Genomic DNA, 13,654 nt, shown 5'->3' on the forward strand with positions numbered 1-13,654 from the left:
CTACGGCCCGGTCTGCATCCGGCTCAGGTCGCCGTACAGGATCTGCCCGCGGAAGCCGCGCCGCACCTGCTGGTACAGCTCGCGGAAGGCGGCGTAATCCTGCGGCTGGCACAGCGCCGCCGGGCCGTGGATCGCGCGCCGGTGCAGCGTGTGCGTGGCGGTGACGGTCTGCCCGTCGCGCACCCAGGTCGCAGCGTATTCGCCGGCGGCATTGCGGAAATGGGTGTCGGCCGGAATCGCGATGATCGGCACGCTGTCGGGGAAGGTCAGCCGGTAGGTCTCGCTGCGTGCGTTGTCGTTGCAGTAGAACGGGGTCAGATTGCGCTCGGCCGAGGCGGTGCTGTAGACCCCGCGCACCGAATCGGCGCCGGGCATCAGCGGCAGGCTCATGCCGCCGACCACGCCGAAGTCCACGTAGTCGTGCGCGCGGAAGCGGTAGGCGTAGCCGAACGGCCGGCGCAGATCCTGCGGCGCGCCCTGCAGCAGCAACTCGCCGCTGCCGTCGAAGCCGGAGGCGGCGAGGATCGATTCCTCGATGCGGGTGCGGTTCTGCGCGTTGAGCTGCACGAACATCGTGCGCAGGCCGACCTCGCCGACATCGCCGCTGTCCAGGCGGGTGATGCCGCTCAGGCTGCCGTCGGCGGCGAAGCGATAGTCGGTCTCGACCAGGTAGCGGTTGCGCTTGGCGTCGTCCGGCGGCGTGCGCGCCAGGGTGCCGTCGGCGGTGTGCAGCACCGGCGCGCCGAGGTCGCCGGCCGGCAACTGGCCGAAGCGCGCGTACGGGCTGGTGGAGTCCACGTACAGCTTGAACTCGGGCAGATAGGTGATGGCGTGGTTGAACCGGCCCAGTACCGGCACCTCCGGCAGGGTCGGCCCGCCCTGCGCGCCGATCAACACCGGCGTGCTGGCGATGCCCTTGGCCGCCAGCAGCGCTTCCAGCACCACGGTGTGGTCCTTGCAGTCGCCGTAGTGGTTGTCGAGGATGCTGTCGGCGCTGTTCGGCTGCAGCCCGCCGTTGCCCAGGTACACCGCCACGTAGCGGATGTTGCGCGCCACCCATTCGTACAGCGCCGCGGCCTGCGCGCGGCGATCGCTGATGCCGGCGGTGATCTGTTCGGCGCGGGCGCGCACCTTGGGCGTGACCTGCGCGGCGGCGGCGCTGCTGTTCTGGTAGGCCTGGGCCATCTGCGCCCAGCGGCGGAAGCTGCTGGCCATGATGGTCGGGCTGAATTCCCAGGTCGCCGCCGACCAGTTCTGGCTCTTCATCGGCTCGCGGCGGCTGTAGTGCCACTGCCAGCGCGCCTGCTCGCCGTCGATCTGCGGCGTGTTGCTGCCCTGCACGCCGCGCGTGTACAGGTGCATCTGCAAGCGCCGCGGCGCCACCAGGGTCACCGTGGCGTCGTCGTACTGGGAGAACACGCTGAAGGTCTCCCACAGGCTGAAGTAGCCGGGGAAGTACGGCACGTTCTGGGTACGGCGCACCCGGTACACCAGGCGCGCGCCGGGCATCAGGTTGGGAAACACCACCACCTTGACCTTGCGGTCGGCGTACATCGCCGCCGCCGCGCTGGAATAGCTCTCCTGGGTGTAGATCTTGTCGGCCGGCACGTCGTGGCGCAGCCCGTCCGGGGTCAGCGTGTAGGCGGACAGCACCTCCAGCGTCTCCAGCTTCTCGCTGTAGCTCAGGCGCACCTGGCTGAACTGGTCGACGCCGGCCTTGGTCTTGAGCAGCAGTTCGACCTCGTCGGTCTCCACGCTGGTGGCGTCCTCGCGCACCTCGTAGTCGGCGCGGTAGCGCACGTAGCTGTAGTTGTTGCTGACCACCGGTGCGGTCGTGGCCGGCTGGTCGGTGTCGCGCTCCGCGGTCGGCGCCGGTTGCGCCGTGGCGAGGCCGGCCAGCGCCAGCAGCGACGAGCCGAGCAACCATCCCACCGCGCGCAGTGGCGCCGGTCCACGCAGGCGCCGGCCATGGCCGGCCGAGGGCGCGGTGCGGCTCACTTCGGCGGCGGCGGCGCCAGCACGCTGCGGTCGCCGTTGTGTTCGGGCGGGCTGACCACGCCGGCGGCTTCCATCGCCTCGATCAGCCGCGCGGCACGGTTGTAGCCGATCTTCAGCCGCCGCTGCACGCCGGAAATCGAGGCGCGGCGGGTCTCGGTGACGATGCGCAGGGCCTCGTCGTACAGCGGGTCGGACTCGTCGCCGCCACCGCCGCCGGCTTCGGGCAGGCCGGTGGCGCCGATCACGGTGCCGTCGCCCATGGTCTGCACCTCGTCGAGCACGCCCTCGATGTAGTCGGCAGGGCCGCTGGCCTTGAGGTGCTCCACCACGCGGTGCACTTCTTCGTCGCTGACGAAGGCGCCGTGCACGCGGTCCGGCATCGCCGTGCCCGGCGGCAGGTACAGCATGTCGCCGTGGCCCAGCAGGGTCTCGGCGCCGGACTGGTCGAGGATGGTGCGCGAGTCGATCTTGGAACTGACCTGGAAGGCGATGCGGGTCGGGATGTTGGCCTTGATCAGGCCGGTGATCACGTCCACCGAGGGGCGCTGGGTGGCCAGGATCAGGTGGATGCCGGCGGCACGGGCCTTCTGCGCCAGGCGCGCGATCAGTTCTTCGACCTTCTTGCCGACGATCATCATCATGTCGGCGAATTCGTCGATGAAGATGACGATGAACGGCAGCGTGTCCAGCGGCCGCGGCGCCTCGGCCAGGTCCGGGTTGGGCTTGAACAGCGGGTCCATCAGCGGCTGCCCGGCGTCCTGCGCGTCCTTGACCTTCTTGTTGAAGCCGGCCAGGTTGCGCACGCCGACCGCGCTCATCAGCTTGTAGCGGCGCTCCATCTCCGCCACGCACCAGCGCAGGCCGTTGGCGGCCTCCTTCATGTCGGTGACCACCGGCGCCAGCAGATGCGGGATGCCCTGGTAGACGCTCAGTTCGAGCATCTTCGGGTCGATCATCAGCATCCGCAGGTCCTTGGCCGAGGCCTTGTACAGCAGGCTCAGCACCATTGCGTTGACCGCCACCGACTTGCCCGAGCCGGTGGTACCGGCGACCAGCAGGTGCGGCATGCGCGCCAGATCGGCCACGGTCGGACGCCCGGCGATGTCCTTGCCCAGGGCCAGGGTCAGCGGGCTGGCCGACTTGTCGTATTCCTTGGAGCGCAGCAGCTCGCTGAGATAGATCATCTCGCGGCTGACGTTGGGGATTTCCAGGCCGATCACCGACTTGCCCGGGATCACGTCGACCACGCGCACCGACTTCACCGACAGGCCGCGGGCGATGTCCTTGTCCAGCGAGCTGATCTGGCTGACCTTGATGCCCGGCGCCGGCTCGATCTCGAAGCGGGTGATGACCGGACCGGGATAGGCGCCGACCACCTGCGCCTCGATGCGGAAGTCCTTGAGCTTGAACTCGATCTGCCGCGACAGGGTTTCCAGGGTCTCCTCGGAATAGCCCTTGGCCTGCGGCTTGGGGTCGTCCAGCAGCGCCAGCGGCGGCACCCCGGACGGGTCGCTGCCGGTGCCGTGGAACAGCGGGATCTGCTGCTCGCGCTTGGCGCGCTCGCTCTTCTCCACCACCGGCGCCGGCGGCGGCTCGATCTTGACCGGCTCGCGCTTGGCGCGCTGCACCGCGTCGACCTTGCGCACTTCCTCGCGTTCCTCGCGCATGGCGCGGGTCTGCTGCCATTCGTTGGCCTGCTGGGTGCCGCGTCGGGCCAGCGCCGGCAGGGTCATCACCGCCTTGCCGATGCGCTCCATCACCGCGAACCAGGACAGCCCGGTGGCCAGGGTCACCGACACCAGCAGCAGCACCAGCACGAACAGGTTGGCGCCGAGCGCGCCGAAGCCGGCGCCCAGCGAATTGCCGACCAGCTTGCCGAGGATGCCGCCGGCGCCGGCCACGTCGCCGGCGAACAGGCGCAGGTGCAGCAGCCCGGTGGCGGCGATCAGGAAGCCGACGATGCCGACCAGGCGCAGCGCCGGGCCGAGGTCGGCCTCGCCGTCGCCGTCCTGGTCCATGCCGAACAGCGCGATCCAGGAGATCGCGCCGATCACCACCGGCAGCAGGAAGGCCACGTAGCCGAACAGTTGCAGCAGCACGTCGGCGATCCAGGCGCCGAACTTGCCGCCCATGTTGTGCACCGGCGCGACCACGCTGCCGGTATGCGACCAGCCCGGATCGGTGGCCGAATACGTGGCCAGGCTGGCCAGCAGGTACAGCAACAGCGGCGCGATCGCGATCAGCGCCAGATCGCGCCACAGCTTCTGCCGGCGTGGGTTGGGCGCGGCGCCCTGCTTGCGTGCCGCCGCATTGGCGCCCTGGGATTTGCCGCGTTCCGGAACCTGCTTCGCCACGCTATGACCAAACCTTAGAAATGCATCGTTAGTGATTGATAATAAACGACTCGCCCTTGCATTTCAGCAGGCGCTACCTGAATCGTCCGGTCTCGCGCCGCTGTGCCGCGGCGGTGCCTGCTGGCAGCATGCACTGGCGTGCCGCGGAGGCCGTCGGTCGCGGCGGGCCGCAGCGTTTCCGCCACGCGGCTTGATTCGTTCCAGGCCGGCCGCCACTCTATGCGCCTTCGCCGGACCCCGCGCAATGCCGCGTTTCCGCCGCCATTTCACCCTGTTCGCGAGTATACATGAGCCCCTCTGCCGCCAATTCCGCCAAGCATTCCCGCCTGCTGATCCTGGGTTCCGGCCCGGCCGGCTGGACCGCCGCGGTCTACGCCGCGCGCGCCAACCTCAAGCCCGTGGTGATCACCGGCCTGCAGCAGGGCGGCCAGCTGATGACCACCACCGAGGTCGACAACTGGCCCGGCGACCCGCACGGCCTGATGGGCCCGGACCTGATGGCGCGCATGCAGGCGCATGCCGAGCGCTTCGAGACCGAGGTGATCTTCGACCACATCCACACCGCCGACCTGTCGCAGCGCCCGTTCCGGCTCAGCGGCGACAGCGGCGACTACACCTGCGACGCGCTGATCATCGCCACCGGCGCCACCGCCAAGTACCTGGGCATTCCCTCGGAAGAGGCGTTCAAGGGCCGCGGCGTGTCCGCCTGCGCCACCTGCGACGGCTTCTTCTACAAGGACCAGGACGTGGTCGTGGTCGGCGGCGGCAACACCGCCGTGGAAGAGGCGCTGTACCTGTCCAACATCGCCCGCAAGGTCTACCTGGTGCACCGCCGCGACACCTTGCGCGCGGAGAAGATCATGCAGGACAAGCTGTTCGCCAAGGTCGCCGCCGGCAAGATCGAGACCGTCTGGCATCACCAGGTGGACGAAGTGCTGGGCAATGAGGCCGGCGTCACCGGCGTGCGGGTCAAGTCGGTGCAGGACGGCAGCACCCGCGACCTGGAGGCGCACGGCTTCTTCGTCGCCATCGGCCATCACCCGAACACCCAGCTGTTCGATGGCCAGTTGGCCATGCACAACGGCTACCTGGAGATCCGCTCCGGCCTGGGCGGCGCCGCCACCGAGACCTCGGTGCCGGGCGTGTTCGCCGCCGGCGACGTGGCCGACCAGCACTACCGCCAGGCGATCACCTCGGCCGGCTTCGGCTGCATGGCCGCGCTGGACGCCGAGCGCTATCTGGACAAGGGTGCCTGAGTCCGCGCACGTTCTGAGCTGCCGGCCTCGCGCCGGCAGTCGCCGCGCGCCGGCAAGCGCGCGCGCCGAGGCAACCGGCGGTCGGGTCGCCGTTCTGCTGCGGCGGCCGGGGCGATGAGCCGGATCCGCTGGCTGCGCCGGCTCGACACCGTCGCCGCCGCCGACTGGGACGCGCTGCACGACGGCCGCAATCCGTTCGTCGCCCACGCCTTCCTGGCCGGCCTGGAGCAGCACGGCTGCCTGCGCCCGGACTGGGGTTGGAGCCCGCTGCATCTCAGCGTCTGGGACGGCGAGACGCTGGTCGCGGCCGCGCCCGGGTACCTGAAAAGCAACTCGCACGGGGAATTCGTGTTCGACCACGCCTGGGCGCATGCCTACGCGCGCTACGGCCAGGACTACTTCCCCAAGTGGCTGTGCGCGGTGCCCTACTCGCCGGTGACCGGGCCGCGGCTGCTGGCGCGCGACCCGGCCGCCCGACAGGAGTTGCTGGCGGCCATGCAGGCGCTCGCCGAAAGCACCGGCCTGTCCTCGGCCCACGTCAACTTCCACCGCGCCGAGGAGGACGCCGCGTTCGGCGCCGATTGGCTGGAGCGCAACGACGTGCAGTACCAGTGGCACAACGAGGCCGGCTGGGCTGGCTTCGACGACTACCTGGGCGCGATGGACCACAAGCACCGCAAGAACATCCGCCAGGAGCGGGCCAAGGTGCAGCGCGCTGGCGTCGGCTTCCGCGTACTGCACGGCGACGAGGCCAGCGCTGCCGATCTGGAGGCGATGTACGGGTTCTACCTGCGCACCTTCGATGACTACGGCAATTCGCCGGCGCTGACCCTGGACTTCTTCGCGCATCTTGCGCGAACGATGCCGCGCAACCTGCTGATCTTCCTGGCCATGCATGAAGGTGTGCCGGTCGCCGGCGCGTTCTGCCTGCGCGGCGGCGACACCTTGTACGGCCGCTACTGGGGCGGCGAGCCCCTGCCCGGCCTGCACTTCGAGACCTGCTACTACCAGGGCATCGACTATTGCCTGCGCGAGGGCCTGACCCGCTTCGAGCCGGGTGCGCAGGGCCAGCACAAGATCGCCCGCGGCTTCCTGCCGCGGCTGGTGCGCAGCCGCCACTGGATTGCCGACCCCGGCTTCCGCGCGCCCCTGGCCGAGTGGTGCGCGCAGGAGCGTGCCGAGGTCCGCCAGCACGCGGCGGCGCTGCAGCGCCATTCGCCGTTCCGCCACGACGCCTGAGGCATCGGCTAGGCTTCCGGCGATGCGTCGTCTCCCTGCCCTGCTCGCGGCCGATCCCGCCGCCCCGTTCCCGCCGCCGTCCAGCGCCCTGCGCGAACCGGACGGCCTGCTCGCGGTCGGCGGCGACCTGTCGCCGACCCGGCTGCTCGCGGCCTATGCGCAGGGCATCTTCCCCTGGTATTCCGATGGCGAGCCGATCCTGTGGTGGAGCCCGGACCCGCGCACCGTGTTCCGCAGCGACGGGGTGCGCCTGTCCTCGCGCTTCCGCCGCAGCCTGCGGCGCTCGCCGTGGACGGTGCGCGCCGATACCGCCTTCGCCCAGGTCATCGACGCCTGCGCGCAACTCCCGCGCCGCGGCCAAGACGGCACCTGGATCACCGCACCGATGCGCGCGGCCTACCTGGCCCTGCACCAGGCCGGCCACGCGCATTCGGTGGAGGTGTTCGACGGCAGCGACCTGGTCGGCGGCATCTATGGGGTGACGCGCGGGCACATGTTCTTCGGCGAGAGCATGTTCAGCGCCCGCAGCGGCGGCTCCAAGGTGGCGCTGGCGGCGCTGGCGCGGCGCCTGCACGGCTGGGGCTGGCCGCTGATCGATGCGCAGGTGGAGAACGCCCACCTGCTCAGCCTCGGCGCCGAGCGCTGGCCGCGTACCCGCTTCCTGGAGGCCATCGCCCCGTTGGCGGCGGCGCCCGCCGAGACCGGGTCGTGGACGTCGCGATTCGGGTCGCTGGCGGCGCTGGAACTGGCCCAGGGCTGAGCGGGATTAACGCAAACTTTGCATGGCGCGGCCCAGGCGAGTAAAATCCTCGCTCTTCAGGCCTTTGGCCGTTCCGAATCGCACAGGATTACATGTCGAAAGACGACTCCATCGAATTCGAAGGCACCGTCAGCGAGACGTTGCCCAATACCACGTTCCGGGTCAAGCTGGAAAACGGGCACGAAATCATCGCCCACATCTCCGGCCGCATGCGCAAGAACTACATCCGCATCCTGACCGGCGACCGGGTGAAGGTCGAAATGACCCCGTACGACCTGACCAAGGGTCGCATCACCTACCGCATGAAGTAATCCGCCACGGGCGGACATGAAGAAGGCGGCCAATGGCCGCCTTTCGCGTCTGCAACGATGGAACGACGGTGACCTCGCCAGGCGGCTGCAGCCTCTGCAGCCGCCTTTCGTCGTGCCTGCCCGGCCTCAGTCCACCGTCGCCGGCAGCAGGCGCTCCGGTTCGGCCTGGGTCTCCACCACCAGCTCGCCGTCGCGCACGTCGATGGTGACGCGGCCGCCGTTGACCAGCTTGCCGAACAGCAACTCGTCGGCCAGCGGGCGCTTGACCTTGTCCTGGATCACCCGCGCCATCGGCCGCGCGCCCATCAGCGGGTCGAAGCCGTGCTGGGCCAGCCAGTCGCGGGCGGTCGGAGTCGCCGACAGCGACACGTGCTTCTCCTGCAGCAACATCTCCAGCTCGATCACGAACTTGTCGACCACGCGCAGGATGTGGCTGAAGGCCAGCGGCTGGAACTGCACTACCGCGTCCAGGCGGTTGCGGAACTCCGGGGTGAAACTGCGGCGGATGATCTCCATCGCATCGGTGGAGTGGTCCTGCTGGGTGAAGCCGATCGAGCGCCGCGAGGCCTGGGTGGCGCCGGCATTGGTGGTCATCACCAGGATCACGTTCTTGAAGTTCGCCTCGCGCCCGTTGGTATCGGTGAGCACGCCGCGGTCCATGACCTGCAACAGGATGTTGAAGATGTCCGGATGCGCCTTCTCCACCTCGTCCAGCAGCAGCACGCAGTGCGGGGTCTTGACGATCTTCTCGGTCAGCAGGCCGCCCTGGTCGAAGCCGACATAGCCCGGAGGCGCGCCGATCAGGCGGCTGATCGAATGCGGCTCCATGTATTCGGACATGTCGAAGCGCACCAGTTCGATGCCCAACTGCAGCGCCAGCTGCTTGGTGACCTCGGTCTTGCCCACGCCGGTGGGGCCTGCGAACAGGAAGTTGCCGATCGGCTTCTCCGGATTGGCCAGGCCCGAGCGCGCCAGCTTGATCGACGAGGACAGCGTCTCGATCGCCGGATCCTGGCCGAAGATCACCATCTTCAGGTTGCGCTCCAGGTGCTGCAGCACGTCCTTGTCGGTGGCGCTGACCTGCTTGGCCGGGATCCGCGCCATCTTGGCGACGATGGTCTCGATCTCCTCGATGTCGATCAGTTCCTTGCGCTGGCCTTCCGGCAGCAGCCGCTGGCGCGCACCGGCCTCGTCGATCACGTCGATCGCCTTGTCCGGCAGCAGCCGGTCGCCGATGTGCTTGACCGACAGGTCCACCGCCGCCTGCAGCGCGTCGTCGGCATAGGTCACGCCGTGGTGCGCCTCGTACTTGGGCTTGAGACCCTGCAGGATCTCGAAGGTCTCGCCCACGGTCGGCTCGACGATGTCGATCTTCTGGAAGCGCCGCGCCAGGGCGCGATCCTTCTCGAAGATGCCGCGGTATTCCTGGAACGTGGTCGAACCGATGCAGCGCAACTCGCCCGAGGACAGCGCCGGCTTGATCAGGTTGGACGCGTCCATGGTGCCGCCGGAGGCGGAACCGGCGCCGATGATGGTGTGGATCTCGTCGATGAACAGCACCGCGTTGGGCACCTTCTTCAGCGAAGTCAGCACGCCCTTCAGGCGCTTCTCGAAGTCGCCGCGGTACTTGGTGCCGGCGACCAGCGCGCCCAGGTCGAGCGAGAAGATCACCGCATCGGCCAGCACCTGGGGCACGCTGCCCTCGACGATGCGCTTGGCCAGGCCCTCGGCGATGGCGGTCTTGCCGACGCCGGCCTCGCCCACGTACAGCGGGTTGTTCTTGCGGCGGCGGCACAGCACCTGGATGGTGCGCTCGATCTCGTCGCCGCGGCCCACCAGCGGGTCGATGCGGCCGTTGCGGGCCTGCTCGTTCAGGTTGGTGGCGTATTCGGCCAGGGCGTCGCCCTTCGGCTCGCCCTCGCCCGCCTCGCCCTTGGGCTCGCCGTCGGCCGGGGCCGCGTGTTCGCCGTCCTCGCCCATCTTGGCGATGCCGTGGGACAGGTAGTTGACGATGTCCAGGCGGGTGATGTCCTGCTGGTTCAGGAAATACACCGCGTGCGAGTCCTTCTCGCCGAAGATCGCCACCAGCACGTTCGCGCCGCTGACCTCCTTCTTGCCCGAGGACTGCACGTGGTAGACCGCCCGCTGCAGCACCCGCTGGAAGCCCAGGGTGGGCTGGGTGTCGCGGCCGTCGTCGTCGGCCAGGCGCGCCACCGAGGCTTCGATGGCCTGTTCCAGGTCGCTGCGCAGGCGGTCGACATCGGCGCCGCAGGCCTTGAGCACGGCCTGGGCGGAGGGATTGTCGAGCAGCGCCAACAGCAGGTGTTCCACCGTCATGAACTCATGACGGGCTTCCCGGGCGCGCTTGTAGCACTGGCCGATGGTCTGCTCGAGATCTTTGCTGAACATGGTGCACTCCGACGTCTGTTGCCAACGATATGTGGCTTGAGCTGCGAGATTTCCACAACCCTATCGGATCAGTGTGTTCAGACCGCGTTAGTCCGGGCAGACCGGGAGCCGACGCCTCCCACTATCAGGCTTTTTCCATCGTGCACAACAGGGGGTGCTGGTTCATCCTCGAGAACTCGTTCACCTGAGCCACCTTGGATTCAGCCACCTCGCGGGTATACACCCCGCAGACGCCGCGGCCGCGGGTATGCACGTGCAGCATCACCTGGGTGGCGCGTTCCAGGTCCAGGGAGAAGAACTGCTGCAGGACGGTCACCACGAAGTCCATCGGGGTGTAGTCGTCGTTCAGCAGCAGCACCTGATACATCGGCGGTCGGGCGATTTCCGGCTTGCCGGTCTCCACCATGACGCCATGATCGTGCTCGGGGGAATTCTTGCGGGGCATCTGCCCATTATATACGGGGGCCGCCGGCCCGGATTGGACGATCGCCGGCCCTGCCCGCACAATTCCCCTCCTTTCGATGGCGCTTCGCATGCATTCGACGATGTTCCCCAAGCTTCCGCTGTTCGCCGCGCTGCTCGCCGCCGCCATGCCGGCGGCCGCCACGCCGCCGGATGCGGCGCTGGGCAAGCGCTTGCAGGCGCTGGGCTACGACGCGCAGGCCGACGAGGACGGCGACTACCAGGTGCTGTTCGGCCTGCGCGAGAACGGCGGCGAGCGCAAGCAGCTCACCTACGTGCGCTCGCTGGTGGAGACCTTCGGCAGCTACCGCATCCGCGAGGTGTGGTCGCCGGCCTACCAGGCGCAGGGCGACAGCCTGCCCGCCAAGGTCGCCAACCGGCTGCTGGAGGACGCGCAGTCGGACATCCTCGGCGGCTGGGTGCGCCAGGGCGGCACCGCGGTGTTCGTGGTCAAGATCCCCGCCGATGCCGACGATGCGGCGCTGCGCGAGGCGCTGGAGGCGGCCGCACGCGGCGCCGACGCGATGGACGCCGAACTCAACGGCGGCAAGGACCTGTTCTGATGACGGCGACCGCCGAACCCTGGCAGCCCGATGTGACCGTGGCCACGGTGGTGGTGCGCGACGGGCGCCTGCTGCAGGTCGAGGAAGCGATCGCCGGTGCGCTGGTGCTGAACCAGCCGGCCGGCCACCTGGAACCGGACGAGAGCCTGATCGAGGCCGCGGTGCGCGAGACGCTGGAGGAAACCGGCTGGCAGGTGCAGCCGACCGCCTTCATCGGCGCCTACCAGTGGAAGGCCGACAACGGCCGCCACTACCTGCGCTTCGCCTTTGCCGCCGACCCGGTCGCGCACGATCCGCAGCGGCCGCTGGACACCGGCATCGTGCGGGCGCTGTGGATGACCCCGGCCGAGCTGGAGGCCGCCGCGCCGCGCTGGCGCAGCCCGCTGGTGTGGCAGGTGGTGGCCGACTACCTGGCCGGGCGCCGCTACCCGCTGGACCTGTTGCGGCAGGTGGCATGAGCGGCGCTGCGGTCATGGTCGGGGTCTCCGGCGGCGTGGATTCGTCGGTGGCGGCCTGGCAACTGGTCCAGCAGGGCGCGGCGGTGTCCGGCCTGTTCATGCAGAACTGGGCCGACGACGGCAGCGGCGACTGCCGCGCCGACGACGACCGCCGCGATGCGGTGGCGGTGTGCGGCCGGCTCGGCATCCCGTTCCATTTCCGCGATTTTTCGCAGGAGTACTGGCAAGGGGTGTTCGCGCACTTCCTGGCCGAGTACGCCGCCGGGCGCACGCCCAACCCGGACGTACTGTGCAACCGCGAGGTCAAGTTCAAGCATTTCCTGGACGCGGCGCGCGAGCTCGGCGCCGAGCGCATCGCCACCGGCCACTATGCGCGGGTGGACAGCGTCGGTGGCCGCTGGCGGCTGCTGCGCGGGCTGGACCGCAACAAGGACCAGAGCTACTTCCTGCACCAGTTGGGCCAGGCGCAACTGGCCGCGACCCTGTTCCCGGTCGGCGAACTGCCCAAGGAGCAGGTGCGGCGCATCGCCCGCGAGGCCGGCCTGCCGACCCACGCCAAGAAGGACTCCACCGGCATCTGCTTCATCGGCGAGCGCGATTTCCGCGAATTCCTGGGCCGGTACCTGCCGGCGCGGCGCGGCGAGATCCGCGACCCGCACGAGCAGGTCGTGGCCGAGCATCCGGGCGTGTTCTACTTCACCCTGGGCCAGCGCGAGGGCCTGAACATCGGCGGGGTGCGCGGCCGCGCCGCGGCGCCGTGGTACGTGATCGGCAAGGACGTCGCCCGCAACGTGCTGTACGTCGACCAGGACCGCGACAGCCCCTACCTGATGGCCAACCGGCTGCAGTCCGAGACCGCCCACTGGATCGCCGGCGCGCCGCCGGCACGGCGCTTCGACTGCACCGCACAGACCCGCTACCGCCAGGCCGACGAACCGTGCACGGTCGAGGTCGGCGACGACGGCCGCCTGGCGGTGCGCTTCGCGCGCCCGCAGCGCGCCGTCACCCCCGGGCAATCGCTGGTGCTGTACCAGGGCGAGGAATGCCTGGGCGGCGCCGTGATCGCCACCACCGATGCCCCGCTGGAGCGCCGCCTGGCGCAGCAGGCCCCCGCCGTACACGAGGACACCATTCGATGACCGATTCCATGGACGCGCGCATGCTGGCGCTGGCGGGCGTGGCCCAGGCCCTGCAGCAGGTGCGGCGCATCGCCGAGACCGGCCAGTCGGAGGCGTCGCTGGTGCGCACCCTGCTCGACAGCGTGTTCCGCATCGATGCGCCCAGCCCCGAAGCGGTCTACGGCCGCCGTGCCGACCTGGCGCCGGGCCTGCGCCTGCTGCACAACTACTTCCGCAACCAGGGCCAGGACGAGGTGCTGCCGCGGCTGGCGCTGGCGGTGATCCAGCTGGAACGGCGCTTCGCCGGCGATGCCGAGACCGATGCCAAGGTCGACGCCGGCCTCGCCCGGATCGCACCGCTGGTGGAGCGCCATGGCGACAGCACCCACCCGGAGGTGATCGCGGCGCTGGGCCAGCTCTATGCCGACACCATCAGCCACCTGCGCCCGCGGGTGATGGTGCAAGGCAACCCGCATTACCTGGGCCAGGCCGGGGTGGTGGCGGAGATCCGTGCGCTGCTGCTGGCGGCAGTGCGCTCGGCGGTGCTGTGGCGGCAGATGGGCGGCAGCCTGTGGGACTTCCTGCTGGCCAAGCGGCGCATGCGCGAGACCGTGGACCGCGCGCTGCGCTGAGCCCGTTGGGGCGCCGTTGCGAAGTCGTCAGTGCGCCGCTCGCGGCCGTTCTGCGACGTCGATCGTACGAATGTCGGCAGGTTTCGATGATCCG

12 protein-coding genes are annotated in these 13,654 nt (G+C 69.5%); 8 read left to right on the top strand and 4 right to left on the bottom strand.

The window, feature by feature from the left end:
- Entirely contained in the window at window positions 1-1,941 is a 1,941-nt protein-coding gene (locus NUG21_RS10350; protein WP_263393063.1) for a DUF3857 domain-containing transglutaminase family protein, read from the bottom strand.
- Between the two features lie 53 nt (window positions 1,942-1,994).
- A complete protein-coding gene (locus NUG21_RS10355) occupies window positions 1,995-4,352 on the bottom strand; it encodes a DNA translocase FtsK (protein WP_017909556.1) in 2,358 nt (785 codons plus the stop codon).
- A gap of 287 nt (window positions 4,353-4,639) precedes the next feature.
- Here NUG21_RS10355 and trxB point away from each other — a divergent pair, with 287 nt between their 5' ends.
- The 4 genes from trxB to infA all read left to right on the top strand — a co-directional run bounded on the left by trxB (window position 4,640) and on the right by infA (window position 7,918).
- Entirely contained in the window at window positions 4,640-5,608 is a 969-nt protein-coding gene (gene trxB, locus NUG21_RS10360; protein ID WP_010341722.1) for a thioredoxin-disulfide reductase, read from the top strand.
- A gap of 114 nt (window positions 5,609-5,722) precedes the next feature.
- Window positions 5,723-6,847, top strand: a complete 1,125-nt coding sequence (locus NUG21_RS10365; RefSeq protein WP_263393009.1) for a GNAT family N-acetyltransferase — start codon at window positions 5,723-5,725, stop codon at window positions 6,845-6,847.
- Window positions 6,848-6,869: 22 nt separating this feature from the next.
- Complete coding sequence (aat, locus tag NUG21_RS10370; RefSeq protein WP_263393010.1) at window positions 6,870-7,607, top strand: leucyl/phenylalanyl-tRNA--protein transferase; 738 nt, start codon at window positions 6,870-6,872, stop codon at window positions 7,605-7,607.
- A 92-nt stretch (window positions 7,608-7,699) separates the two neighbouring features.
- The gene (infA, locus tag NUG21_RS10375; protein ID WP_004425677.1) at window positions 7,700-7,918 is read left to right on the top strand and encodes a translation initiation factor IF-1; all 219 of its coding nucleotides are present in this window, start codon (window positions 7,700-7,702) and stop codon (window positions 7,916-7,918) included.
- A 126-nt stretch (window positions 7,919-8,044) separates the two neighbouring features.
- On the opposite strand, the gene clpA is transcribed toward infA, so the two are convergent.
- Both clpA and clpS read right to left on the bottom strand, forming a co-directional pair.
- Window positions 8,045-10,327: an ATP-dependent Clp protease ATP-binding subunit ClpA gene (gene clpA, locus NUG21_RS10380; protein ID WP_160947208.1), complete on the bottom strand. Its 2,283-nt coding sequence runs from the start codon at window positions 10,325-10,327 to the stop codon at window positions 8,045-8,047.
- 124 nt (window positions 10,328-10,451) lie between these two features.
- Complete coding sequence (gene clpS, locus NUG21_RS10385) at window positions 10,452-10,772, bottom strand: ATP-dependent Clp protease adapter ClpS (protein ID WP_019796528.1); 321 nt, start codon at window positions 10,770-10,772, stop codon at window positions 10,452-10,454.
- A 76-nt stretch (window positions 10,773-10,848) separates the two neighbouring features.
- On the opposite strand from clpS, the gene NUG21_RS10390 reads away from it, so the two are divergent.
- From NUG21_RS10390 to hflD, 4 genes are read left to right on the top strand one after another with little or no spacing between them, the layout of a single operon-like run.
- On the top strand, window positions 10,849-11,352 hold the full coding sequence (locus NUG21_RS10390; RefSeq protein WP_263390825.1) for a hypothetical protein: 504 nt from the start codon (window positions 10,849-10,851) through the stop codon (window positions 11,350-11,352).
- Window positions 11,352-11,810, top strand: a complete 459-nt coding sequence (locus NUG21_RS10395; protein ID WP_242083469.1) for an NUDIX hydrolase — start codon at window positions 11,352-11,354, stop codon at window positions 11,808-11,810. The genes NUG21_RS10390 and NUG21_RS10395 overlap by 1 nt, the downstream gene beginning before the upstream one ends.
- The gene (mnmA, locus tag NUG21_RS10400) at window positions 11,807-12,949 is read left to right on the top strand and encodes a tRNA 2-thiouridine(34) synthase MnmA (protein WP_263390826.1); all 1,143 of its coding nucleotides are present in this window, start codon (window positions 11,807-11,809) and stop codon (window positions 12,947-12,949) included. Before NUG21_RS10395 ends, mnmA begins: the two co-directional genes overlap by 4 nt.
- Window positions 12,946-13,560, top strand: coding sequence for a high frequency lysogenization protein HflD (gene hflD / locus NUG21_RS10405; RefSeq protein WP_160947204.1), 615 nt, complete (start codon window positions 12,946-12,948; stop codon window positions 13,558-13,560). Before mnmA ends, hflD begins: the two co-directional genes overlap by 4 nt.
- Window positions 13,561-13,654: the final 94 nt, after the last annotated feature.

The sequence above is a fragment of the Xanthomonas sp. CFBP 8445 genome, from assembly GCF_025666235.1.
GTDB lineage: Bacteria > Pseudomonadota > Gammaproteobacteria > Xanthomonadales > Xanthomonadaceae > Xanthomonas_A > Xanthomonas_A indica.